Annotated in this window: 20 protein-coding genes and 2 pseudogenes; 11 read left to right on the top strand and 11 right to left on the bottom strand. The window is 67.7% G+C overall.

The features are described 5' to 3' along the window. Positions 1–3 precede the first annotated feature (3 nt). Complete coding sequence (locus tag ACX5I6_RS04220; protein WP_461839578.1) at positions 4–423, top strand: hypothetical protein; 420 nt, start codon at positions 4–6, stop codon at positions 421–423. Positions 424–513: 90 nt separating this feature from the next. Here ACX5I6_RS04220 and ACX5I6_RS04215 read toward each other — a convergent pair whose 3' ends face one another. Next, on the bottom strand, positions 514–1,851 hold the full coding sequence (locus tag ACX5I6_RS04215) for an MFS transporter (RefSeq protein ID WP_461839577.1): 1,338 nt from the start codon (positions 1,849–1,851) through the stop codon (positions 514–516). Between the two features lie 136 nt (positions 1,852–1,987). Between ACX5I6_RS04215 and ACX5I6_RS04210 the strand changes: the two genes are divergently transcribed. The 6 genes from ACX5I6_RS04210 to ACX5I6_RS04185 all read left to right on the top strand — a co-directional run bounded on the left by ACX5I6_RS04210 (position 1,988) and on the right by ACX5I6_RS04185 (position 7,671). After that, complete coding sequence (locus ACX5I6_RS04210; protein WP_461839576.1) at positions 1,988–2,827, top strand: shikimate dehydrogenase family protein; 840 nt, start codon at positions 1,988–1,990, stop codon at positions 2,825–2,827. Positions 2,828–2,917: 90 nt separating this feature from the next. Further along, a complete protein-coding gene (locus tag ACX5I6_RS04205; RefSeq protein ID WP_461839575.1) occupies positions 2,918–3,700 on the top strand; it encodes an IclR family transcriptional regulator domain-containing protein in 783 nt (260 codons plus the stop codon). A gap of 116 nt (positions 3,701–3,816) precedes the next feature. Next, positions 3,817–4,998, top strand: coding sequence for a Re/Si-specific NAD(P)(+) transhydrogenase subunit alpha (locus ACX5I6_RS04200; RefSeq protein ID WP_461839574.1), 1,182 nt, complete (start codon positions 3,817–3,819; stop codon positions 4,996–4,998). Continuing rightward, positions 4,998–5,306 (top strand): NAD(P) transhydrogenase subunit alpha part 2, encoded by a 309-nt coding sequence (locus ACX5I6_RS04195; protein WP_018762915.1) that lies wholly within the window; start codon positions 4,998–5,000, stop codon positions 5,304–5,306. Before ACX5I6_RS04200 ends, ACX5I6_RS04195 begins: the two co-directional genes overlap by 1 nt. Continuing rightward, the gene (locus ACX5I6_RS04190; protein WP_461839573.1) at positions 5,303–6,676 is read left to right on the top strand and encodes an NAD(P)(+) transhydrogenase (Re/Si-specific) subunit beta; all 1,374 of its coding nucleotides are present in this window, start codon (positions 5,303–5,305) and stop codon (positions 6,674–6,676) included. Before ACX5I6_RS04195 ends, ACX5I6_RS04190 begins: the two co-directional genes overlap by 4 nt. Before the next feature lie 74 nt (positions 6,677–6,750). Then, entirely contained in the window at positions 6,751–7,671 is a 921-nt protein-coding gene (locus ACX5I6_RS04185) for a diacylglycerol/lipid kinase family protein (protein ID WP_461839572.1), read from the top strand. A 21-nt stretch (positions 7,672–7,692) separates the two neighbouring features. Here the strand turns inward: ACX5I6_RS04185 and ACX5I6_RS04180 are convergent, their stop codons facing one another. The 6 genes from ACX5I6_RS04180 to ACX5I6_RS04155 form a co-directional block, all read right to left on the bottom strand. After that, complete coding sequence (locus ACX5I6_RS04180) at positions 7,693–8,418, bottom strand: maleate cis-trans isomerase family protein (RefSeq protein ID WP_461839571.1); 726 nt, start codon at positions 8,416–8,418, stop codon at positions 7,693–7,695. 8 nt (positions 8,419–8,426) lie between these two features. Next, the gene (locus tag ACX5I6_RS04175; protein ID WP_461839570.1) at positions 8,427–9,851 is read right to left on the bottom strand and encodes an amidohydrolase family protein; all 1,425 of its coding nucleotides are present in this window, start codon (positions 9,849–9,851) and stop codon (positions 8,427–8,429) included. A gap of 42 nt (positions 9,852–9,893) precedes the next feature. Then, on the bottom strand, positions 9,894–11,363 hold the full coding sequence (locus ACX5I6_RS04170) for an aspartate/glutamate racemase family protein (protein ID WP_461839569.1): 1,470 nt from the start codon (positions 11,361–11,363) through the stop codon (positions 9,894–9,896). An 81-nt stretch (positions 11,364–11,444) separates the two neighbouring features. Further along, on the bottom strand, positions 11,445–12,584 hold the full coding sequence (locus ACX5I6_RS04165; protein WP_461839568.1) for an MFS transporter: 1,140 nt from the start codon (positions 12,582–12,584) through the stop codon (positions 11,445–11,447). Next, positions 12,542–12,799 carry a hypothetical protein gene (locus ACX5I6_RS04160; RefSeq protein ID WP_461839567.1) on the bottom strand — a complete coding sequence of 86 codons (258 nt, stop codon included), beginning with the start codon at positions 12,797–12,799 and terminating at the stop codon, positions 12,542–12,544. The genes ACX5I6_RS04165 and ACX5I6_RS04160 overlap by 43 nt, the downstream gene beginning before the upstream one ends. Positions 12,800–12,975: 176 nt before the next feature. Then, positions 12,976–13,809: an ACT domain-containing protein gene (locus tag ACX5I6_RS04155; RefSeq protein WP_461839566.1), complete on the bottom strand. Its 834-nt coding sequence runs from the start codon at positions 13,807–13,809 to the stop codon at positions 12,976–12,978. A 157-nt stretch (positions 13,810–13,966) separates the two neighbouring features. Here ACX5I6_RS04155 and ACX5I6_RS04150 point away from each other — a divergent pair, with 157 nt between their 5' ends. The 3 genes from ACX5I6_RS04150 (at position 13,967) to ACX5I6_RS04140 (ending at position 17,153) form a co-directional block, all read left to right on the top strand. Beyond that, positions 13,967–15,031: an FUSC family protein gene (locus ACX5I6_RS04150; protein ID WP_285246424.1), complete on the top strand. Its 1,065-nt coding sequence runs from the start codon at positions 13,967–13,969 to the stop codon at positions 15,029–15,031. A 68-nt stretch (positions 15,032–15,099) separates the two neighbouring features. Beyond that, positions 15,100–15,843: an IclR family transcriptional regulator gene (locus ACX5I6_RS04145; protein WP_285246423.1), complete on the top strand. Its 744-nt coding sequence runs from the start codon at positions 15,100–15,102 to the stop codon at positions 15,841–15,843. 122 nt (positions 15,844–15,965) lie between these two features. Continuing rightward, positions 15,966–17,153, top strand: a complete 1,188-nt coding sequence (locus tag ACX5I6_RS04140) for a 4-hydroxybenzoate 3-monooxygenase (protein WP_461839565.1) — start codon at positions 15,966–15,968, stop codon at positions 17,151–17,153. A 37-nt stretch (positions 17,154–17,190) separates the two neighbouring features. Here the strand turns inward: ACX5I6_RS04140 and ACX5I6_RS04135 are convergent, their stop codons facing one another. Further along, the gene (locus tag ACX5I6_RS04135; RefSeq protein ID WP_461839564.1) at positions 17,191–17,730 is read right to left on the bottom strand and encodes a TetR/AcrR family transcriptional regulator; all 540 of its coding nucleotides are present in this window, start codon (positions 17,728–17,730) and stop codon (positions 17,191–17,193) included. Positions 17,731–17,785: 55 nt separating this feature from the next. Here ACX5I6_RS04135 and ACX5I6_RS04130 point away from each other — a divergent pair, with 55 nt between their 5' ends. Then, positions 17,786–18,841 (top strand): FAD-dependent monooxygenase, encoded by a 1,056-nt coding sequence (locus ACX5I6_RS04130; protein WP_461839563.1) that lies wholly within the window; start codon positions 17,786–17,788, stop codon positions 18,839–18,841. Here ACX5I6_RS04130 and ACX5I6_RS04125 read toward each other — a convergent pair. The 3 genes and pseudogenes from ACX5I6_RS04125 to ACX5I6_RS04115 form a co-directional block, all read right to left on the bottom strand. Further along, positions 18,842–20,660 (bottom strand): annotated as a pseudogene (locus tag ACX5I6_RS04125) (ABC transporter permease). After that, positions 20,657–21,721 carry an ABC transporter ATP-binding protein gene (locus ACX5I6_RS04120; protein WP_461839562.1) on the bottom strand — a complete coding sequence of 355 codons (1,065 nt, stop codon included), beginning with the start codon at positions 21,719–21,721 and terminating at the stop codon, positions 20,657–20,659. The pseudogene ACX5I6_RS04125 and the gene ACX5I6_RS04120 overlap by 4 nt, the downstream one beginning before the upstream one ends. 49 nt (positions 21,722–21,770) lie before the next feature. Beyond that, positions 21,771–22,846: pseudogene (locus ACX5I6_RS04115) on the bottom strand (extracellular solute-binding protein). Between the last annotated feature and the right edge of the window lie 82 nt (positions 22,847–22,928).

Here is a 22,928-nt window from a genome sequence, read left to right as displayed (position 1 = left end):
CCCGTGAACAGCTCCAGCCCATACACCCCGGACACCGACGCAGCCACCGAAGCGCTGCCCGTTCCCCTGACCGCCCCCGGCGAGGACCACGGGCCGTTCCGGGACCAGCCGGCCGAAGTCCAGGCCGACGACGAACCCTTCATTCCCAGGAAGCGGTACACGCCCGGCCGCACCACGAAAGTCCTGGTCTGCGTACTGCTGGTGGTGGCCGGATTCTTCGGCGGCTCGATGGTGCAGAAGCAGCTTGACCTCGGTGCCCGGGCCGGCCGGACAAACGTGGGCAACTTCCAGGGAACCAACGGCCGTGCCGGGGCCGGTGCCGGCGACGCCTCCGGCACCCAAACGCCCGGCCAGGGCCGCCGCAACGGCAACAACGGTGCTGCCGCGCCAACCGCCGCGCCCACCGGTGCTGCCGGCCAGTAGGGCGTCCGGCCCGCAAAGGTGAGGCCGACGGCGGGAGTTGCGTCCCGTCGTCGGCCTCGCTTTTTGCTGCGGGTCCGGGCAGTCCGGGGTCTACCTGACCGGGTTGCCGAGTTCACGCAGCGGGGTCTTGGCGGTTTCCCGGGCCCACAAGGCTCCGGTCACGGCCAGGATGGACGACGCCGCGACAATCCAGGCCGCAGGGCCCCAGTTGGCCTTCTCGGCACCCACGAGGGCGGTTCCCAGCAGCGGGGTGAAGCCGGCGCAGAGGATGCCGATCTGGAGGCCGATCGCCATGCCGGAGTAGCGGACCTTGACGTTGAAGAGCTCGGAGAACCACGCCGGGTAGATCGCGTTGGACATGGCGTACGTTCCGGCGGTAATCAGGGTGCTGGTCAGGAAGATCATCGGGATGTTGCCCGTGGAGATCACCGAGAAGTACACGAAGATCATGGCGCCGGAGCCGAGGACCCCGGCGATGAAGATGGGCCGGCGGCCATAGGTGTCGGACAGCCGGGCCATCAGCGGCTGGCTGGCCATGGCCAGGACGTTTCCGAGGATGCTCACCCACAGCATGGTGGACGCGGGCACGCCCACGGACACGGCGTAGGCCAGGCCGAACGATTGCATGAAGGTGTTGGTGACCGTCTCGAAGGACATCAGCGCCACCTGGAAGAACTGCGCGGGATGGGTCTGGAACATCTTGGCGAACGGCAGCTTCACCAGTTCGCCGTGGTCCTGCTTTTCCTCGAAGACCTCAGGTTCTTCCAGTGAGCGGCGGACCAGGTAGGCGACGATGAGCACCACGATGGACAGCCAGAAGGGGATTCGCCAGCCCCATGCGAGCCGGTCTGCCTCGCTCATGGCGGCCACGGGCAGGAACGCCAGGGAGGCGAGGACGATGCCGGCAGAGATGCCGCTCATCGAGAAGCTGGCGAAGAAGCCGCGGCGGCCCTCGGGGGCTTCCTCGGTGGACAGGGCCGAGGCGCCGGCGGTCTCCGCGCCGGCAGAGAGGCCCTGCATCAGGCGCAGCAGCACCAGCAGGGCGGGCGCCCAGTAGCCGGCGGCGTTGAAGTCGGGCAGGGCGCCGATCAGGAATGTGGCGCTGCCCATGAGCACCAGGGTGAGCACCAGCGTGTTCTTGCGTCCGATCTTGTCACCCAGGTGGCCGAAGACGACGGCGCCGAACGGCCTGGCGACGTAGGCCACCCCGAACGTTGCGAACGAGGCCAGCAGGGCGATGGTCGGATCGCCCGCCGGGAAGAAGATCTTCGAGAACACCAGGGAGGCGGCGGTGGCGTAGATGAAGAAGTCGTAGTACTCCAGGGCGCCGCCCAGGAAGGCAGCCAGCGCAGCCTTCCTGGCGCGCTTGAGGCGGCGTTGGGCGTCCGGCGTGTACTGGGCCTGGGAGCCTGCTGCGATGTCGGTCATGGGGGTGTCCTTCCGCGCTGAAGGTAAGCGTGAATTCCTATTTTGTGCGCATAACGAACAAGTGTGCGATATGCGTTTGAGTAGAGGATACTAGCCAGTGAGGCCAATCACAATGGCACTGCGCGAAAGGTGCGTCATGACGAATCCTTCTGTGGAGGCATCCCGCCTGGTCCTGATCGGGTCCGCTGCGTCCGCGGCCATGTCTCCCGATCTGTGGAACCCCGTCCTGCAGGAACTCGGCAACGGCTGGACTTATGAACCCTGGGACGTCCCTGCCGGCGGTGACCTGGCCCGGACCCGGCGCAGGCTCCTGGAACCGGACATCCTGGCGGCCAATGTCACCATGCCGCACAAGCACTGGGCCGCCGAGGCCGCGGACCGCGCCACCGGCCCGGTCCGGCTGAGCGGCGCCTGCAACCTCCTGGTCAGGGAGGGCGTGGAGCTGGTGGGGCACAACACCGACATCACGGCAGTGGAGGTGCTGCTGGGCGGAGTAACCCACCGGCATGCACTGCTCCTTGGGGCCGGCGGAGCGGCCAGGGCCGCGCTGATCGCCCTGCGCGGAAACGTGGATGCCGTGTCCATCACCGACCAGGACCCCCGCGCCGCCAATGAGTTGACGGACCTCGGCCTGGAACTTGGCATCGAATCCCGGCCCGTCTCATGGCGTGCGGCGCAGGATCTCGCCGCGGACGTATCACTGGTGGTTAACGCCACCCCCATCGGCAAGGGCAGTTCGGACGGTCCCGCGTGGGGCAGCGCGCCGCTCGCGCCGGACGCCGTCCTCTACGACTTCGTGTACGCCCGCCACGCCACCCCAAGCGTGGCCCGGGGCCGCCGCCTGGGGGTCCGCTGCATCGACGGATGGGACCACCTCCGCGAGCAGGCAGTGGCCATGGTCCCGCTGCTGGCCCTGGACGGCCGGGTCCGCGGGCTGCTGCAGGAAACGCTGGCGGATCTCCGGGCGAGGTCCTGACAGCCGCCACCGATATGATCGGACAGGCGCTGAAGCCCGGCAAACCTGAGCGGTGCGCCACCGACGTCCGGAGAGGAAACCGCAACGCCCATGGAGGAGCAGGCAGGCTACTTTGTGAAGTCCGTGGAGAAGGCCTTCGACGTCCTGCTCGCCTTCACCCCGGACCAGCCAAGGCTCACCGTTTCCCAAGTGGCGGCCGCAACGGACATGACGCGCGCCTCCGCACGCCGGTTCCTGCTGACGCTGGCCGATCTTGGCTATGTCCGGGCCGAAGGGTCCGCTTTCGAACTGACCGCCCGGTCCCTCGACGTCGGCCGCTCCTACCTGGCCGGCCTGACCCTGCCCAGGGTGGCGGAGCCGCACCTGAAGGAACTCGCGGAGCACCTGAACGAAACCACGGCCCTGTGCATCCTCGACGGCGGCGACGTGGTCTACGTGGCCTGCGTGCCCTCACCACGCCTGCTGAGCGTTTCCATCACCGTTGGCACCCGCTTCCCGGCCTGGGCCACCTCCATGGGCCGGGTCCTGCTCGCCGGCCTGCCCGCCGCGCGGCTGGAGGACTATCTCCAGTCGGTCCAGCTCCACCGCTTCACCGACCGCTCCCTCGGCAGCGTCGAGGACCTGAGGGCCGAGGTGGAGGCCACGCGCCGGAAAGGCTGGTCCATGGTCTCGCAGGAACTCGAAGAAGGCCTCCGCGGCGTCGCTGTCCCCGTGATGCGCGGACACGAGGTTGTAGCGGCGGCCAACGTTTCCTTGCAGACGCACCGAGCCGCAGCCCAGGACATCGAGGCGACAGTCCTCCCCGAGCTCCTGGAAGCCGCGCGGCGGATCGCCCTGGATTACGGCGGGTCGGCGCGCGCTGCCGCGAGGTAACTGTTTGCCATCCAAGCCGGCCACCCTACTCCCGCCGCGGCGTGCAGGGCTCTAGACTCAAGCCAACTGCGTGCAGCAGAGCCGCTGCCACGCCCTTCAGGAAGAGGAGGCAGCGGGTGAAACTGGGCATTCCGCGGGAACGCCGGGAGGGCGAGCGGCGCGTGGCCGCCACCCCCGACACCGTCAGGCAGTTGACCGGAATGGGCTTGGACGTCCTGCTCGAAACCGGGGCCGGGACGGCCGCGGGCCACTCCGACCATGACTACCGGCAGGCGGGCGCGGAGATCGTCCCGGAACTGGACCACGGCGCCCTCGACATCCTGGCCCACGTCCGCCCGCTGGACCCGGACACGGCTGCAGCGTTGAAACGGGAAGCGGTGGCTGTGGGGCTCGGGTCGCCGTCGTCCGAACTGCCCACGGTGCAGGCGCTCGCCGACAACGGCGTCACCTCCTTCGCCCTGGAGCTGGTGCCCCGCATTTCCCGGGCCCAGTCCATGGATGCGCTGACCTCGCAGGCGCTGGTGGCCGGCTACCGCTGCGTGCTCGAAGCGGCCATCCGGCTGCCACGGTTCTTCCCGCTGTACATGACCGCCGCCGGGACCATCCCGCCGGCCCGCGTCCTGGTCCTTGGGGCGGGCGTGGCGGGACTGCAGGCCATCGGGACGGCAAAGCGGCTGGGGGCGCGGGTGTTCGCCAACGATATCCGGCCCGCCTCCGCTGACGAGGTGGCCTCCATGGGCGGCACCTTCATCCGGCTGGACCTTGAAACCGCGGAAGCGGCGGGCGGCTACGCGCGGCAGCTGAGCTCCGATGCCGGCACCAGGCAGCGCCAGCTGCTGGCCCCGCACGTCGCCCAATCGGACGTTTTGATCACGACGGCGGCCGTCCCGGGCCGTCCCGCGCCCCTCCTGGTGACCCGTGAAATGGTGCAGGGCATGCGCCCCGGATCGGTCGTCGTTGACCTCGCCGCGGAGTCCGGCGGGAACGTGGAGGGATCCGTGCCCGGCCAGGACATCCCCATCCCCACCGCGGACGGGTCCGGGCAGATTACCCTGGTGGGCCTGAAGGACCCAGCCTCTGCGATGGCCTCCGACGCCTCCCGCCTGTACGCCAAGAACGTGGCCAACCTGCTGGCGCTGATGGTCCGGGACGGCGCGCTGGCCCTGGATTTCGATGACGAAGTGGTGGCCGGAGCCTGCCTGACCCACGACGGCGTGGTGCGGCACCAGCCCACGGCCGCACTGCTGGCCGCACGGACCGGCGCAGCCGCCACGGCACGGCAGGACGGAGCACTCTGATGGACGGGACAGCCCTGCTGACCATTACCGTACTGGCAGTGTTCGTCGGCTTCGAGGTGGTGTCCAAGGTCTCCAGCACCCTGCACACCCCGCTGATGTCCGGCGCGAATGCCATCCACGGGATCATCCTGGTGGGTGCCATCATCGTGGCCGGCCAGGCGGCAGACCCGTGGGTCCTGGCGGTGGCACTGCTCGCGGTGGTCCTCGCCACCGCCAACCTGGTGGGCGGGTTCGTGGTGACGGACCGGATGCTGCACATGTTCCATGCGAAAAAGGATGCCGGGCAAGCCAAGGGCGGCAGCAAATGAGCATCCTCGATCCCGTCTGGACCGCCCTGCTCTACCTGGCCGCAGCGATCTTCTTCATCCTGGCGCTGCGCGGACTCAGTTCGCCCCGCACCGCCCGCCGCGGAAACCTGGTGGGCGCCCTGGGTGCCGTGATCGCCGTCGTGACCGTCTTCCTGTCCGCCCGGCTCGAGAACGTCCCGTGGATCCTGGGCGCGATCGTGGTGGGCTCCGCCGTCGCCGCCCCCGTGGCGCGGCGGGTCAGGATGACGCAGATGCCGCAACTGGTGGCCCTGTTCAACGGGGTGGGAGGCGGCGCTGCTGCGCTGGTGGCCCTCCTCGAGCTGGGCCATGCGGGGGAACCGTGGGTCCGCGTGGCCATCGTTTTCACGCTCCTGGTGGGGGCCGTTTCGTTCGCCGGCTCGGGCATCACGTTCGCCAAGCTGCAGGAGCTGATGACCACCCGGCCCGTGGTGTTCCCGGGGCTGCCCGTGGTGATGTCGGTGGTACTGCTCGCGGCGGTGGCCTCCGGCGTCGCCGTCGTCGTTTCCGGGTCGCTGCCCCTTGCGGTCCTGCTGCTGGTCCTGGGCCTCGCCGCGGGCGTCCTGCTGGTCCTGCCCGTGGGCGGCGCCGACGTGCCCATCGTCATCTCGCTGCTCAACGCCTTCACCGGCCTGGCCGTCGCGGCGTCCGGCGTGGTGCTCGGCAACGTCCTGCTGGTGGTGGCCGGCACGCTGGTGGGCGCCTCGGGCACCATCCTCACCCGCGCCATGGCTGCGGCCATGGGCCGGAGCGTCGCGGGCATCCTGTTTGGCGCCTTCCGCGGAGGGTCGACGGCGGGGTCCACGGCAGTGAGCGAGCGTCCGGTCCGGTCCTCCTCGCCGGAGGACGTGGCGGTCCTGCTGGGCTACGCCCAGCGCGTGATTATTGTTCCCGGCTACGGCCTGGCCGTGGCGCAGGGGCAGCACACCGCCGCCGAACTGGCGCTGGCTTTGGAAGCCCGGGGCATCCAGGTGGACTTCGCCATCCACCCGGTGGCCGGCCGCATGCCCGGCCACATGAACGTGCTGCTGGCGGAAGCCAACGTGCCCTACGAATCGCTCAAGGAAATGGGCGAGATCAACCCGGAGTTCAAGACCGCCGATGTCGCCTTGGTGGTGGGTGCCAATGACGTCGTCAACCCGGCGGCCAAGACATCCTCAGGGTCGCCGATCTACGGGATGCCCATCTTGGAGGTGGCGGAAGCGCGGCAGGTGGTGTTCTTTAAGCGTTCCATGCGCCCTGGGTTTGCCGGCATCGAAAACGAACTCCTGTTCGAGCCGCAGACGTCCCTGCTGTTCGGCGACGCCAAGGAGTCCCTGGCCCAGGTGCTGGGTGCCGTCAAGGCGCTGTAGGCGCGGAACTGCAGCCGCTTCGGGTTACTCTTCTCTCAACAGCCTGCTTGCTTTCCACCCCACCAGAGGACGCCATGACTGACACCAGCTCCACTTCGCCCAAACGTGCCGCCATCATTGTCAATCCTGCCAAGCCGGTGGACTTCGACGTACGCGGCCTGGTGGCCAAGCACTGCGTCGAGAACGGCTGGGGCGAGCCCATCTGGCTGGAGACCACCAAGGAGGATCCCGGCGTCGGGCAGGCAAAGGAAGCCCTGGCTCAGGGGGCGGACCTCGTCATCGCGGCCGGCGGCGACGGTACCGTCCGGTGCGTCGCCGAGGTCCTGGCCGGCGGTGATACGCCCATGGGCCTGCTCCCCCTGGGCACCGGGAACCTGCTGGCACGCAACCTGGGCATGGACGTGACCGATTACGACGGCGCCATGGCCGGCGCCCTGACCGGCGCCGAACGGAAGATCGACGTGGTCCGCGCCAAGCGGAGCGATCCGGACCAGGACCAGCTCTTCCTGGTCATGGCGGGCCTGGGCTACGACGCCACCATCATGGGCGACACCAACGAGGACCTCAAGGACAAGGTTGGGTGGCTGGCCTACGTGGATGCCGGCATCCGGAACCTGCCCGGGAAGCCCGTGAAGGCCACCCTCGCAATTGACGGCAAGACCGTGATGCACCGCGGCGTGCGCAGCGTGATGGTGGGCAACTGCGGCAAGGTCCAGGGCGGCGTGGAGATCTTCCCTGACGCCAAGATCGACGACGGCCTGCTGGACATCGCGGTCCTGGCACCCCACCACGGCAAGCTCGGCTGGCTGTCCGTGCTGGCCGGCATCATCGGCAAGGGCCGGAACGGGGATACGGCGGTGGAGTATTTCCAGGGCAAGACGGTTGAGATCACCCTGGAGCACAAGGACGACTACCAACTGGACGGGGACCACGAGGGTGAGGGCAAGCACGTGCTGATGAGCATCGAGCCCGGAGCCCTGACCCTGCGGATGTAAGCGCCCGGCGGGGCACGCCGGCTAGGCCAGGAGCCTGCCCCAGCGCGGCTCCAACAGCGGAGCCCCCGCCAGTTTCAGGGCGTGCCAGAGGGTGACCGCCACGGAGTCAAGGACCGGAACGCCGGTGCTCTCCTCGATCTCGGCGGTGATGTTGGCGCCGTAGAGGTTGGTGCACAGGTACACCAGGGCGTCGGGCGCGGCGGCGGCGAGTTCCCGCGATCCCGGCAGCATCTCCGCGTCCGTGACCCTGGCGAACGACTCGTTGTCGCTGAGCCCGAGCGCCCGGTGGTCCACGGTTTTAATGCCTTCGCGCTCGTAGGAGGCGATGACCTGGTGGTTCACATCGCCTGTGTACGGCGTGAACAGGCCGATCCGTTCGGTGCCGAAGGCCCGGAACGCCTCAAGGTAGGCCAGCGTGGAGGTAGTGGCCGGGATGCCCGTGGCCTCAGTAATTTCCGCCGCCAGCTCCCGGTCGTGCGCCGAACCCAGCCACGACCCCGAGGTGCCGTTCCAGGCGATGACGTCCACGTCCGCCGTCGCCAGCAGCCGTGCGGCCTCCCGCATGACGGCGGGGTCGAACTGGCGGTTGGCGGAGTCGTCCAGGGCGATCCGGGTGACGGGAATGCGGGTGAAGTGGACCGTGACGTCGCTGCGGCCACCGAGGATCCGGTAGGTCTGCGGCTCCAGGCAGGTGTTGGAGGACGGCACGATCATGCCGATCCGGCGGGGGCGTGTGGTTGCAGGCATGGGAACTCCTAGAGGGCGGCGGCAGGCGCCGCGGCGGCGGAAAGGGACTGGTGCTCGCGGAAGCCGTTGCGGTTGATGAACCGGCCTGCGGGGCCGGGATCGTGGAAGCCGTCCGCGTCCAGCACCACCCGGCCGTTGGAAACCACGACGGCGGGCCAGCCGGTGAGTGCCTTCCCATGGAAGGGCGAGAAATCGGTCCCCATGTGCAGGGCGGCGCCATCCACGGTCCGTTCCTCGGTGGGGTCGAAAACCACCAGGTCGGCGTCGAACCCCTCGGCGATGCGGCCTTTGTCGGGGACCGCGTTGATGCGGGCGGGGCCGGCCGCGAAGGCCTCGACGAACTGCTCCACGGAGGCGCCGGCGGAAGTCATCGCGGTGAACGTCACCGGCATCCGGGTCTCCACGCCGGGCAGCCCGTGCGGCATGGCGCGCACGTCATCGGTGCGCTCGCGCTTCTGGGACAGGTCGTAGCAGGAGTGGTCCGAGGACATGGTGTGGATGGCCCCGGACGCCAGCCGCTCCTTGAGCGCGGCCACGGTTTCCGGGCTGCGCATGGGCGGGCAGCAGGCGAACCATTCGGGAAAGGCGGACGCGTAGACAGTGTCGTCCAAGGTGACGTAGTGCGGGCAGGTCTCGGAGTAGGCCTGGAGCCCGCGCCCGCGTGCCTCCGAGACGAGGTCCACGGCCCCTGGCGTGGACTGGTGGACGAAGTAGACCGGCGCCCCGGTGTATTCGGCCATGGCCAGGGTTTCCTTCACCGAGATCTCCTCGGCCAGCTCGGGGCGCGTCCGGTGCAGGTGTTCGATCCCAATCCGGCCGTCCTGGGCGTGCTGTTCGGTGCAGTCGGCGATGATGGGATCGTGTTCGGCATGGATGTACGCCAGGCCGTCCAGCCGGACCAGTTCCCGCATGACCTTCAGGATGGTGTCCCCGTCAGCCATGGTGGTGCCGCGGTTGGTGGTGTACATCTTTACGGAGCGGACGCCTTCGGCGGCAAGCTGCTCGAGCTGCCAGGGGATGGTTTCGTCCCAGGCGACCACCGCACCGTGGAGGGCGACGTCGCACCGGGATTCGGTGGCGAGTTCCTTCTTGTGCAGGGCGGCGGCGAGCGGGGTTTCCTGGGCGTCCCGGGGGATGCCGAAGTCGATGATGGTGGTGGTACCGCCCCAGAGTGCCGCGGTGGACGTGGTCCGGAAGTCGTCAAGGGTGCGGAAGCGTCCGGTGACCTGGGCGACGTGGCAGTGTCCGTCAACGCCGCCGGGGATGACGAGTTTGCCGGCGGCGTCGATGGTGCGGCCGGCGGCAGGGACCGGCTGGTCAACGTCGATGAGGGCGGCGATACAGCCGTCCTGCACCACGATGTGGGCGGCCTGGCGGCCATGGCTGTTGACGATTGTGGCGTTGGCAATGACGAGTTCTGGCTGGTGGGACATCGGTGTCCTCCTTGTGGGTGTGGTGGCGTCTGGCGTCTGGCTTTAGGCGGCAGGCTGGGGCGCGCCGGCGTGCTCCTGGCGGGCCGCAAGGGCTGCGTCCAGGCTGCCGGAGAGGCCTTTTCGGTCCTTCGCCGGGGGAGGGGCGAACGCGCCGGCGCGGTGCGGTCCGGACTGCAGTCCGGCCACCGCTTCGGCCATGCGGATGCCGGCGGAGATGCCGTCAACCACCGGCACGGGGATCTGTCCCTTGAGGTCGCGGGCGAGTCCTGCCAGCGGGGCGCCGGCGAGGATGACGACGTCGGCGCCGTCCTCCGCCACGGCCTGCCGGCTGAGTGCCAGCAGGGTTTCCCTGAAGTCCTGCTGGACCGAGCCGATGCTGGTGAGGGAGTCGTTGATGGAGCGGATGGAGGCCAGCCGGCCGGCAAGCCCGAAGTGTTCCACGCACTCGCGGTACCAGGGCTTGATCCGGTCCGAGATGGCGATGATGGAGAAGCGGTGGCCCTGCAGGGCCGCCGCGCAGAGTGCGGCCTCGGTGATGCCGATGACCGGGACGTCGGCCAATTCCTTCAAGGCGGGCATGCCGGGGTCGCCGAAGGCCGCCACCACGATGGCGTCAACCGGGTCCGCGCCGGGGCGGGTGTGCTCGGCGACGATTTCGGCGACGGCCCCGGCGGCGATGAGGGCTTCGAACCGGGTTTCGATGTATTCGACGCCGTGACCGGCGGTCCGCACCAGCAGGTCGGTGCCGGGGGCGGCGGAGCGGAGCGCCTCGGATTCGATCAGGGCCGTGACGTCGGCGCTGATGTTGGGGTTGATGACCAGGAGTTTCATTTTCTCTTCCGGTGGAATTCTGGTTCGGTTTTCTGGAAGTCCTCGGGGAACTGTTCCCGGTACTTTCCGATGTGGGAGGCGGATTGGGCGGCCGCCCGGTCGGGGTCGCCGCTGGCAATGGCGGCGTAGAGCTTCCCGGTGTTCGCGGATCAGTTCGGGCAGGTCGCTGACGTGCCGGAACAGCCAGTGCATCCGGCCCTGCAGGGGTTCCAGGGCCGATTTGAGGAAGTTGTTGTCCGCGATCCCGGTGATGGCGTCGTGGAACTCGCTGTTGGAGCGGTGCGCTTCCATCACCGCTCCCTTGGCAAGGAAAGCCTCTGCGTTGTCCAGCAGCCCCTTGAGGTAGGCCAGGTCCTCAGCGGTGGCGCGGCGGGCGGCGAGCCGGCAGGCCAGCACCTCGAGGGACTGGCGGACGTCGAAGAGGTCCTCCACATCCTTGGGGCTGAGGCTGCTTACTTCCGCCCCGCGGGCCCCGCGGTCGCTGATGAGGCCTTCCTGCCGGAGCATGCGGAGGGCTTCGCGGACCGGCAGGCGGGAGACGGAGAATTCGGCGGCGAGGTCGCGTTCCACCAGCCGCGTGCCGGGAGCGTAGTGCCCTTCGAAAATGCGGGTGCGGAGGGTGTCCCGGACGGTCTCGCGGAGGGGGCGGTCCTTGTCCTGGGTCTCTTCTGCGGTCAGCATGGTGCTCCATTTTCGATTTCTTGTATGGCACTGCTCCCGGCTGCGGGGGCGTGGTTTGCAAGTTTCCCTGCGAGGGCCAGCTTAGACAGGAAGCCGCTTGTTGTAGTTCAGGGTGAGGACCGATGCGCCCATGATCACCGCGGAACCGACAAAGTACAGCAGCGCCCAGGTGTAGGAGCCGGTGGCCCCGACGATCAGGCCGACGACGATGGGGGTCACGAAGCCGGAGATGTTGCCGCTGAGGTTCATGGCGCCGCCCAGGACCCCGGCGTTGGTGCGTCCGCCCAGGATGGACGGGATGCTCCAGAACAGGCCCACCCAGCGCAGGAAGAACAGGACAACGGAGAGCAGGACGACGGCGGTGGTGGCGTCGGGGACCACGGTGACGCCTACCAGGCCCGCTACGACGATGGCGCTGGAGACGCCCAGGAGGGTGCGCATCACGAGGTTGGCGGAGGCGCCGGAGGCCCGCCACTTGTCGGCGATGGTGCCGCCGATGATTTCTCCGACGAACCCGGCCCCGAAGATCACCAGGGTGGACCAGCCGATGGTCTTCAGGTCGAAGCCCTTGGCTTGGGCCAGGTAGAGCGGCCCCCAGGTCAGCAGGCCGTAGAACACTCCGTTGAATCCGAGCCAGCCCAGGCACATGGCCCAGAAGGAGCGGAACTTCAGGTAGGGAAGGAGGCCTCGTTTGCCTGTGCTGCCGTCCATGGTGGCTTCGGCGTCCTCGGCGGCGTGCGAGGCTTCGATGTAGGACGCTTCGGCTTCGTTGACGGCACGGTGTTCCCGGGGGTTGTCCCGGACGTACCACCAGACGGCGAGTCCCATGAGGACGGTGGCGGCGCCGGCGATCACGAAGGACCAGCGCCAGCTGCCGGTGGTGGCAATGAGGCCGGCGATGATGATGCCGCCAAGGCCGGCACCCAGGGGTGCGCCGGCGTCCAGGATGGTGGCGCCGCGGCCGCGTTCGGACCGGTGCATCCAGATGGCGTTGAGCTTGCCCCCGGCGGGCATCACCCCTGCTTCGGTCACGCCGATTCCAAGCCGGGCGATGAACATGCTCAGGAATCCGCCGGCCATGCCGGAGGCTGCCGTGGCGGCGCCCCAGCCCAGGCAGGACGCGGTCATTACCTTGCGGGGGCCGAACTTGTCGATCAGCCAGCCCACGGGAACCTGCATCAGGGCGTAGGTCCAGAAGAAGGCGGACAGCAGCAGGCCCACCAGCTGGGGGCGAGGTTGAATTCCTTTTGGATGATGGGCAACGCCACGGAGATGGAGCCGCGGTCGATGTAGTTGACGGACACGAGGACCAGGAGCAGCAGGAAGAGCCGCCACCGGACGGAACTGCGCCGTTGCAGTCCATCCTTGCGGGGCTGGGTGGTGTGGGATGCGGACTCGGCGGACGGTGCCGTTGTTTCAGTGTTTGGGACGGACACAGCTTCTCCTTCACGGGGAAGTTCACGAATGGGGAGGATTCGATTTTGGGATCCCAAGTTGGGATCCCAAAAACAAAGTTAGAAGTGACTCCCGCCACTGTCAAGGGTTTTTTGCCCGGCAGCGTTCCGCGGCTCCTCCGGACGGATTGTGACTGGCGCCAGCACGGCCTCGACCGCTAGGCGGACGAGCCGGTCCGGCGGTGGGACAGGGTTTCGGCCAGCTCGGCGAGGCGGTGGGCCCGTGCGGATTCGGCCGGAGTAAACGGCTCGCCCGGTCGGGAAAAGGTGATGGGTCCCTGCCAGGCCGTGGGGATCTTCAGCCGCGTCCCGTCGTCGGCCGGTGACCCGGCATCGTGTGGCGGCACGATCTGCGCATGCAGCAGCTCCGCCACCGCCAGGGGCAGTTCGTCCGGCGCGGCGGCGATCCGCGCCGCGAGGCTGAGCGCCTTCGTCTGCCCGTCCGCCATGGCCAGGGACGTGGTGGGCCATACGTGCGAACGGCTGCCGCCGCCGTCGTGCAGGGCCGCCAGCAGCTCGCGCTCGCCCACCTCGCCCGGGACCGCGAGGACGAATTCGTCCAGGACCCCGTCCGGGGCGGGGTGCACGTGCAGGCCCAGGATGTTGGCGTCGAGCCGGGCCAGTGTCCGGGTCATCCTCTGCAGCGAACCGGGCTGGTCCGCCAGCAGTGTCCGTGCCCGCCACAACGACGGGGCTGCCGCCAGCTGGCGGCGGTGCCGCAGTGCCGGCGCGTGGAGCCAGCTGCGCAGGATCCTTGCCGCCGACGGTTCGGCCACCCAAATCACCAGGACTGTGGCGGTGAACGTCAGGACCAGCACCTTGGCCACGTAGGGAAGGTGGGTCTCCACCACCAGGGCATGGACAAGGAGTTCGATGGGCAGCATGACGGCCACGTTGGCAACGGTGAGCCGCGCCTTGGGCGGCTCGGGCATCCGGCCGCAGACCTCGCAGCTCAGGTCGGCAGTGGGCGTGTTGTGCGGAGGACGCTTCATGACTCAAGCATCACCGGGTGCTGTTTCCGCCCCGTTGCTTCCTGATTCCATTCATGGGAACGTACCGGGCGTCCCCGGTGCCTCCCGCCGTAGGATCTAGCAGGAACGTCAGCGCGGCCGCCCGACATAACCCACCCCCAAGGAAGGCGCTGCCCACGTGAAGATGTTTGCCGAGATGTTCAGCATTGGTCCCGGCAACAAGGACCACCATCCGGCGCTGAGGTGCGCCGTCGGTGTGTTCGTGCCGCTGATCACCCTGGTGCTCCTGGGCCGGCTGGACCTGGCAATCTTCGCGTCCTTCGGGGCGTTCACGGGCATCTACGGCCGCGGCGAGCCGCACGCGGTCCGGTTCATGCTGCAGTTGCGGGCCGGACTGCTGATGCTGCTGGTGATCTTCCTGGCGGCGCTCGCGGCACGAATGGAATCCGCCTTCGGCCTTGACCGCTCCACCACCACCTGGCTCCTGGTCCTGGCCACCACCCTGGTTGCCGGGGCCTGCTCGGTGGCCATCTCCTGGTTGCGGCTTCGCCCAGCCGGGTCCCTCTTCCACATCTTCGCCTTTGCCGCCATCGCTTCCATTCCCAACCAGCCGCCGCTGTGGCAGGGGATGCTGGTGGCCGTCCTCACCACCGTGTTCGCCCTGCTCATCGGGTTCTCATCCCGGATCCTTCCCAGCCACCGGACACCCTGGATCCGGCCGGTCCCGATCCGCCGCACCCCCGCAGAGAAGCGCGCAGCCCGGCTTGAAGGCTTCGGCTACCTGGTGGCTGCCGGACTTGCCGGGTCACTGGCCACCTGGGCCGGCAGCCGCCTGGGATTCGGCCACAACTATTGGGCCATGGTGGCGGCGGTGGTGCCCCTGGTGGGCCACTCCACGCGGCACCGGGTGCGCCGGGGTATCCAAAGGATCATCGGCACCGTCCTGGGCCTCTTGGTGCTGGCCGCCGTCCTGCTGCTCGGCCTGCAACCCTGGCAGACCGTGCTCGTCATGGCGCTGTGCCAGTTCGGCGCCGAAATGTTCATCCTCCGCCAGTACTTGCTGGCCCAGGTGTTCGTTACGCCCCTGGCGCTGGTGTCAACGCTGCTGGTGGTCCCGGCGTCGCCAACCCTTTTGCTGCGCGACCGCATCATCGAAACCGTCATCGGTGCCGCCGTCGGCATTGCCGTGGTGCTGGCTCCCGGCGCGTGGCGCCGCCTCAGGCAGGGTTCGACGACGGCCTGACCGCCTTCCCGCGCGGGTTCCGCCCGGGCGCGGTACGCTGGACTTCCCGTTGAACGGAAGGACTGGCGGTGGCAAACTCGAGCTCGGGCGACTCCGTGGTGGACCGGATCGTGCGCCTGATCTCCGCGTTCCCCCAGGACGTGGGCGCCCTGCGGTTGTCTGAGCTCGCGGAGCGGGCAGGCCTTCCGCTGACCACCACGCACCGGCTGGTGGGGCAGCTGGCAGGGCACGGGCTGCTGGAAACCGCTCCGGGTGGAATGGTCCGGCCCGGGCTCCGGCTCTGGGAACTGGTCAACCGCGCCTCACCCGCGCTGGCGCTCCGGCAGGCCGCCATGCCGTTCATGGAGGACATCCAACAGGTGCTGAACCAGAACGTCAACCTGGCCGTGCTCGATGGCTGGGAGGCCCTCTTCGTGGAACGCCTGTCCCGCCGGGGCTCGGTGGCCAACCGGGCGCAGGTGGCGGGCAGGATGCCCATCCATATCTCGTCCGCCGGACTGGCACTGATGGCCCACCAGGACAAGGCCATGCAGGCCAGGTACCTCGCGGGGTTCGCCGACCCGGACGGCAAACTTACCGCGGATGGGGTCCGGGCGCTGCTGGCCGAAACCTCCCACCAGGGCTTCGCGCAGTTGAAGGGTGTGGTGGACCCGGACACCTGGGGAATCGCGGTTCCGGTCCTGGACCGCCGGAAGCGGGCGGTGGCATCGCTGGGCGTGGTGGTACCGCTGCAGGAGATGCGTCTCCAGGCCTTGGTTCCCGCGCTGCAGACGGCCGCCCGGGGCATCGCGCGAGGCCTGGCCGGAGCCTGACTCCCACCGCCTTTCTGTTGAACGGAATTGTTGTAACGCCAGTCACCCCTGCGGGGCCACACTGAATGCCAGGCAACCACTCCGGCCCCCACCCGGGCCCCGCAACGAAGCGAGACGCAGTCATGGCACGTAAGATCATCACCACGCAGGTGGCCATCATGGGCGGCGGCCCGGCCGGCCTCATGCTCTCCCACCTGCTGGCCACGGCCGGAATCGAGTCCACGGTGGTCGAGGTCCGCAGCCACGAGGAAATCTCCCACACCGTCCGGGCCGGCATCCTGGAGCACGGCACGGTAAACCTCCTCGTGGACAGTGGGGTCTCGGACCGGGTGCTGCGGGACGGGGACCGGCACGACGGCATCGAGCTGCGGTTCAACGGCGAGAGCCACCGCATCGATTTCAAGGACCTGGTGGGCGAGTCGGTGTGGCTCTACCCGCAGACGGACGTGTTCCTGGACCTGGCAGCGCGCAGGAAGGACGACGGCGGCGATGTCCGCTACAGCGTCAGCGACACATCGGTCCATGACCTGGAGGGCAAGCCGAAGGTCTGGTTCACCGATTCCGAGGGGGTTGAGTTCGAGATCCAGGCCGATTTCGTGGTGGGGGCGGACGGCTCGCGCAGCCACTGCCGCTTCCAGATCCCGGAGGCGCACCGCAAGTGGTACTTCCACGAATACCCCTTCGCCTGGTTCGGCATCCTGGCCGAAGCCCCGCGCAGTTCCGGCGAGCTGATCTATGCCAACTCCGCCAACGGTTTCGCCCTGATCAGCCAGCGCACCGAGACCGTCCAGCGGATGTACTTCCAGTGCGATCCCAAGGAAAACGTGGCGGAGTGGGATGACGAACGGATCTGGGCCGAATTCCGCGGCCGGGTCAACGGCAACGGGTTCGAGCTCAAGGAGGGCCCGGTCCTGGAGAAGATGGTGCTGCCGTTCCGCAGCTTCGTCCACACCCCCATGCGCCACGGCAACCTGTTCCTCGCCGGCGACGCCGCACACACGGTGCCGCCCACCGGCGCCAAGGGACTGAACCTGGCCATCAACGACGTCAAGGTCCTTTTCGAGGGGCTGGACAGCCACTACAACTCCGGATCGGGACATCTGCTGGACACCTACAGCGACCGCGCCCTGGACCGGGTGTGGAAGGCGCAGCAGTTCTCGTACTGGATGACCACCATGCTGCACACCCCCGCGGACGCAGACGACTTTTCCCGGGCCCGCCAGCTTGGCGAACTGAATTCCGTGGTTTCATCGCGGCACGGCATGGCCTACCTTGCCGAGGCGTACACAGGCTGGCCCGCCGCGTCCTAGCGGCCCGGGAGGACGACGACGGACTGCCGGGTCCGCTTTACGGGGCCAGCAGGCGGCGGATCGCCGCTGCGGTTGCGGCCGGGTCGGGCTGCTGGTCCCGGCGGACGGTGAGCAGATGCAGCAAGAGACCGTCGGCGTAGTCGGCGACGTCCCGCGCCCGCCCTGCCGCGCCCGCCACTCCCAAACCATCCAGGGCCTGCTCCAGCCCGCCCACCAGCAGGTAGTGGCCGGCGGTCACCGCCTCGGGCCGGTCCAGCGACAGGGCCAACCGCGCCCGCGTGAGGCCGGCGTGCTGCCGGGCCAGGGCGAGCACCATGGCGGCCAGCTGGTCGGCCAGTTCCGGAATGCCCGGCGGCGGTCCGGCGGGACCGGCCTCGCGCAGCAGTCCGGCATCAAGCTGCAGGAGGCGGTCCAGCGCGGCCTCCACGAGGGCTGCCCGGCTCCGGAAGTAATTGGACGTGGTGCCTTCCGGGAGGCCGGTGGCGGCGTCGACGGCGCGGTGGGTCAAGCCCTTCATTCCCTTGTCCGCCACCACCCTCAGGGCGGCGTCCATCAGTTCCGTGCGGCGGTTGGGCATGCGCCCAGTGTAAGTGCCTCTTCCATGCCACTACAAAAGTAGTAGAATCGCCTGCATGGAAGCGATCTCGATCGTGGGCGGCGGCATCGCGGGCTTGGCCCTGGCGGCCAGCCTGGACCCTTCACGCTACGACGTGTCCATCTTCGAGAAGCGCCCCGAACTGCCCACGGTGGGCACCGTGCTGGCCATGTGGCCCAATGCGCAGCGTGCGCTGGCGCGGGTGGGGGTCCTCGCCGGGGCGCGTGCGGCCAGCCCGGTGCTGGGAAACGGATCCATCCGCAATGCCGCAGGCTTGCCCTGGGTCACTGTCCGCGGCGGGGAGTTGTTCGGCATTTCCCGCGTGGACCTGTTGCGGCTGCTGGACGGAGCCGTGCCCGGAAGCGTCCGCAGGGTGGCTTCCCATGTGCGGCAATTGCCTCCGGTTGACGGGCTGCTGGTGGGTGCCGACGGGGTGCACAGCGTTGTCCGCCACGAGGTGTGGGGTGCTGCAACGGATGCCAGGCTGGCTTCCGCCCTTGCTGTCCGCGGCACCATTCCTTCCCCGGTAGAAGCCGGCGAGGTGGGGGAGTATTGGGGGCGGGGCGACCTGTTCGGCATTGCCGCCGCCCCGGGTGGAACCAACTGGTACGGGAGCTGGCGGTCAACGCTCGGCCCCACGGGAATCGACGTGGAAGAGGCGCTCACGCAGGCGAGGCGGCGCTTTGCGGACCACGCACCCGCCATCCGGCAGGTGCTGGCCGCCGCGAGTCCGGAGCTTTCGTTGGCCCAAAGGATCTGGACTGTGCCCCCATTGCGGTCCTATGTCAGCGGTGCGGCGGTGCTGGTGGGGGACGCGGCCCACGCCATGACGCCAAACCTCGGCCGGGGCGCCTGTGAATCGCTGGTGGATGCCGTGGTCCTGGCGGATCTGCTGAACAGCCTGCCGCGGGAAAAGGCGCTCGCCGCCTACGACCGGCAGCGCCGGCTGCGGACTCGCGCCCTCAGCCTCGGGTCCGCGGCGATGATGAAGGTGGCCTTGGCGGACGGTGCCCAACCCTTCCGGGACCGCCTGCTCAACCTCGCCCGACGGCGGAACGAACGGGCCGCCGTCGGCAGCGGTTCGGGGACGTAGTCAACGGATGGCAGCGGCCGGGCTGGTGGCGTCGTCCCTGCCCGGGGTCTGGTCGCCGGGAAGCCCCGCGCCCGGGACCTGTGGGCCGGCAGGGACCGCGGGTATCCGCCTCCGGGCCCGGCGCCGTCCGGACCTGCCGTAGACGAGGTACATCGTCACGCCCGTGATGATCATCAGGAGCACGGTGTAAACGAACGTATTCGCGATCCCCTCACTGCCCTCCGCCCCATCCGTGTTGGCCTTGATCACCAGGCCCAGCGGCTGCACCAGCGGGTGGGCCAGGAAGATGGCGGTGTCATAGTCGTCCAGCAGGCTGTTGAAGTTCAGGGCCGTGATCGCTGCCGCCGCCGGGAGTACCAGCGGCAGCAGGATGCGTCGGAAGACATACAGGGTCCTGGCGCCCATGATGGCAGCAGCTTCCTCCAGTGTCGAATTTACCGAGGCAAACGACGCTTTGAGCATTCGCAGGGTAAACGGGATCTTTACCGTCACAAAGGCGATGAGCAGGATCACCGTTGTTCCGGTGAGGACGGCCCCGCCCACCAGCGGGCTCGGGTGGTCGTAGCTGACGATCAGTCCCAATGCCAGCAGTGCCGAGGGCAGGATCCACGGGATGTGGAGCAGGTACTCGAATGCCGAGCTCACCCAGTTCCTGTATTTCTGCAGCAGGCGGGCAACAAAGAGGAGTCCGCCGACGGCGATGACGGCGGCCAAGGCGCTGTACACAACGCTCACGATGAACGGCCTGAGCCCGGACTCCTGGGTCAGCACGCGGACGTAGTTGTCCAGCGTCAGGTTGGCGAGCGAGCTGCCCCGTCTGGATGGCTGCGCCGTCGGCAAACGAATAGAGCAGGATCAGCAGCACTGGAAGCGTGTAGATGGCAAACAGGAGATAGGCGGCGGCGTGCACGGCCAGGTTGGCGGCGGGATTGGTGATGTCCTGCTTCTGCAGCGCGGAGGACACTTTGGAGACCGAAAAGTACGTACCGCCCTTCTCCAGGCGGGACATGATGGCCAGCATCAGCATGGTGGCCAGGCCCAGGATCACGGCCAGGAGGGCCGCAAGGTCCCGGGAGGTGGGGCTGTTGGTGAAGGTCAGGATCATCGGGGTGATGGTCTGGAAATCACGGCCGCCCAGCACCTGCGGGGCACTCAAAGCCCCCAGCCCGGTGAGGAAGGACAGGATGGTGACGGCGAACAAGGTGGGTTTGAGCATGGGCAGCACGATGCGCCGCAGGATGGTCCATGTGGAGGCGCCAAGATTCCGTGCGGCCTCGATGGTCTGGTAGTCGATGCCTTTGAGCGCGTTGGCGACAAAAAGCATGTGGTTGGTGGTGGTGGCGAAGGTCATGACCAGCAGGACGGCAAAAAACCCGGAAAACCACCCCGGATCCATTCCGGGAATCAGCCTGACCAGCAGGGCGGTGACGATCCCCTTCTCCCCATAAATGAACTTGTACCCCGCGGCCAGCACAATGCCGCCGTAGATGAACGTGGAGGCATATCCGAGGAACAGGACTTTCGAGCCGCGGATCCGGAAGTACTGCGTGACGAGGACGATGAAGACGCCCACCAGGTTGACTGTGACGGACAGGGCTACGGCCAGGAGGAAGCTGTTGCCCAACGCCTTCATGGCCCGCTGTGAAGAGAACAGCTTCTCGGCGGCGCGGCCGGAAAAGCTCCCGTCGGGAAAGAAGGTTGCCATCAGGATGTTGACGTTGGGCCACACCAGGAACGCGGCAATGAACCAAGTGAGGACGACTCCCACTACCACGACGAAGGGTGAACGGGCCATGGTGCGCACGGCGGTGGTGCTCATGGCAGCGCAACCGCTTGCTCCTGGGCCAGCGAGACGCCGGTTTTCGGATGGTACTGGAGGACGTGCTCCGGCTGGAGGTAGACGGTTGTGGTCGTGCCGGTCTCCGGATGAGCGCAGCCGTCTTCCCTGACCAGGAGACGGATGTCCGAGCCGTGGCTGCGGACCACGTAGCGGCTGTGCAGGCCATGATAGGTGCGTGAGACCACGGTGGCGGGGAGCCCGGCGGCGGTGCCTCCGTCCGCGGGCCTGTCCAGCGACGCTTTTTCCACCCGCAGGTAGGATCTGGCGTCAGTGCTGAGGCCGGCCGCCGAGAGCCGGTTCACCTCGGAGACGAATTCAGGGGAAAGCTCGGAACTGTCACCGATGAAGTTGCAAACGAACTCCGTAGCGGCATGATCGTAGATCTCCTGTGGCGTCCCAACCTGTTCGATCACGCCCTTGTTGAACACCGCTACGCGGTCGCTCATGGCAAGGGCCTCGTCCTGGTCGTGGGTGACGTACACGGTGGTGATGCCAAATTCGCTTTGCAGGTCTTTGAGCTGCTGGCGCAGCTGGTGCCGGAGCTTGGCATCGAGGTTGGACAGCGGCTCATCCAGCAGCAGGATCTTGGGCCGCAGCACCAGTGCCCGTGCCACCGCTACCCGTTGCTGCTGGCCACCGGACAGCTCGGCCACGTTCTTGGTCAGCTGCTCGTCGCTGAGCTCCACCCGCCGGGCTATGTCGCGCACCAGGCGGTCGCTGTCTGCGGCCTTCTCCTTCCGGACCCGGAGCCCGAAAGCGATGTTCTCCCACACGCTCATACTGGGGAACAGCGCATAGTTCTGGAACACCATGCCAACCTGCCGTTTATCGCTTGGAAGGCGGGTGACATCCTTCCCGTCCACCCGGACCGTACCCCCGGCCGGCTGGATGAAGCCAGCCAGGGTGCGCAGCGCCGTCGTCTTTCCGCAACCGGATGGCCCCAGCAGGGTGAAGAACTCGCCGGGGCGGACATGCAGGTCCAGATGCGGAATGGCGGTGAAATCGCCAAAGGTAACTTCGATGTTTTCCAAGCGGATCATGTCAAACCTGTCTGAGGGAACGCGCGGGAACGGTGGCTGGCACTGCGGGTTACGTCATGTATTCGAGTTCGATCTTTTCCACCCATGCGCCCATGCTCTTCTGGACGAAGTCCCAGTCGATGTCCTGCTGCTTAAGGCCGGCGAAGAAGTTCACGACCTCGGGATTGGCCTTTGCCTGGGCGCTCTTGTTGACCGGCATGGAGTTGAACTTCTGGGCGAACTCGCCCTGGACCTCGGCACTGCCGAACCAGTCGATGAGTTTCTGCGCCTGCTCCTTCTTCTTGGTTCCCTTCACCAGCGCTATCTGCTCCACGGCCAGCGGGACCCCCACGGAAGGCATGACCGTTTCCACGTTCACCTTGAAGGACTTTTCACGGTCGGCGATGATCGAGGACGGCATCTGGCCCATATCCACCTCGCCGGACGCGATGCGGGCAAACAGGTCGGTCTTGGCAACGGCGGGGCTGCCGTTCTTGAAGTACTGCTCAACCTGCTTCCATCCCTCATCGGAAATTCCCAGATCGCCGGAGTCGTCCCGGTAACGGGATAGGATCCCGGCGAAGACCAGCTGGGCCGTGGCGGTCCCCATCCCGGTGACCCGTTCGTAGCGGCGCTTGAAATCATCCTTGGTCCACAGGTCGGTCCAGTCCTTCGGCGCAGCGTCCTTGGCGATTTTGTCCGAGTTGTAGCCAAGGAGAATGGCCTGCTTCACCAGCGGCCAGTAGGTCTCTCCGTCGCCAAGGCCCTTGTCCACTTCGCCTGCCCACGAGGGTTGGTACGCTTCCAGCGCCCCTTCTTCTTGATCTGGGAAAAGTACATGTTGTTGAGGCCGAACGCGACGTCTGCGATGGGGTTGTTCTTCTCTGCAATCAGCTTGTTGGTGGCATCGGCGCCACCGGCCCCCACGATCTGAATCTTGAACCCGGCCTCCGCCGCCTTGGCGGCCAGCCATTCTCCCCTGCCTTCACCGTTCGAGTTCGTGTAAACAACCAGGGTGTCCCCGGACGCCCCTGCCGGAGTGCCGGAGGCGTCCCCTGACGACGTTGGTGGGGTTGAACCTCCACCGCATCCGGCGAGGAGGGTGGCGGCGACGGCGGCGGCAACCAAAGTCTGCAATTTACGCACGATCAGGACTCATTTCTGGACTGGAATCGGAGCATGTCCGCACAGCCTATAGCCGGGCATGACAAAAACCGGGCTGTTATAG

The organism is Arthrobacter sp. MMS24-T111 (assembly GCF_054888995.1).
This window is presented reverse-complemented; position numbering and strand designations above follow the sequence as displayed.

What these genes read in the sequence shown, in the direction of transcription:
- ACX5I6_RS04215 (WP_461839577.1), bottom strand. Translation starts at nt 1,851, where the DNA reads ATGACCGACATCGCAGCAGGCTCCCAGGCCCAGTACACGCCGGACGCC.
- ACX5I6_RS04210 (WP_461839576.1), top strand. Translation starts at nt 1,988, where the DNA reads ATGACGAATCCTTCTGTGGAGGCATCCCGCCTGGTCCTGATCGGGTCC.
- ACX5I6_RS04205 (WP_461839575.1), top strand. Translation starts at nt 2,918, where the DNA reads ATGGAGGAGCAGGCAGGCTACTTTGTGAAGTCCGTGGAGAAGGCCTTC.
- ACX5I6_RS04195 (WP_018762915.1), top strand. Translation starts at nt 4,998, where the DNA reads ATGGACGGGACAGCCCTGCTGACCATTACCGTACTGGCAGTGTTCGTC.
- ACX5I6_RS04190 (WP_461839573.1), top strand. Translation starts at nt 5,303, where the DNA reads ATGAGCATCCTCGATCCCGTCTGGACCGCCCTGCTCTACCTGGCCGCA.
- ACX5I6_RS04185 (WP_461839572.1), top strand. Translation starts at nt 6,751, where the DNA reads ATGACTGACACCAGCTCCACTTCGCCCAAACGTGCCGCCATCATTGTC.
- ACX5I6_RS04180 (WP_461839571.1), bottom strand. Translation starts at nt 8,418, where the DNA reads ATGCCTGCAACCACACGCCCCCGCCGGATCGGCATGATCGTGCCGTCC.
- ACX5I6_RS04175 (WP_461839570.1), bottom strand. Translation starts at nt 9,851, where the DNA reads ATGTCCCACCAGCCAGAACTCGTCATTGCCAACGCCACAATCGTCAAC.
- ACX5I6_RS04170 (WP_461839569.1), bottom strand. Translation starts at nt 11,363, where the DNA reads ATGCTGACCGCAGAAGAGACCCAGGACAAGGACCGCCCCCTCCGCGAG.
- ACX5I6_RS04155 (WP_461839566.1), bottom strand. Translation starts at nt 13,809, where the DNA reads ATGAAGCGTCCTCCGCACAACACGCCCACTGCCGACCTGAGCTGCGAG.
- ACX5I6_RS04140 (WP_461839565.1), top strand. Translation starts at nt 15,966, where the DNA reads ATGGCACGTAAGATCATCACCACGCAGGTGGCCATCATGGGCGGCGGC.
- ACX5I6_RS04135 (WP_461839564.1), bottom strand. Translation starts at nt 17,730, where the DNA reads ATGCCCAACCGCCGCACGGAACTGATGGACGCCGCCCTGAGGGTGGTG.
- ACX5I6_RS04130 (WP_461839563.1), top strand. Translation starts at nt 17,786, where the DNA reads ATGGAAGCGATCTCGATCGTGGGCGGCGGCATCGCGGGCTTGGCCCTG.
- ACX5I6_RS04120 (WP_461839562.1), bottom strand. Translation starts at nt 21,721, where the DNA reads ATGATCCGCTTGGAAAACATCGAAGTTACCTTTGGCGATTTCACCGCC.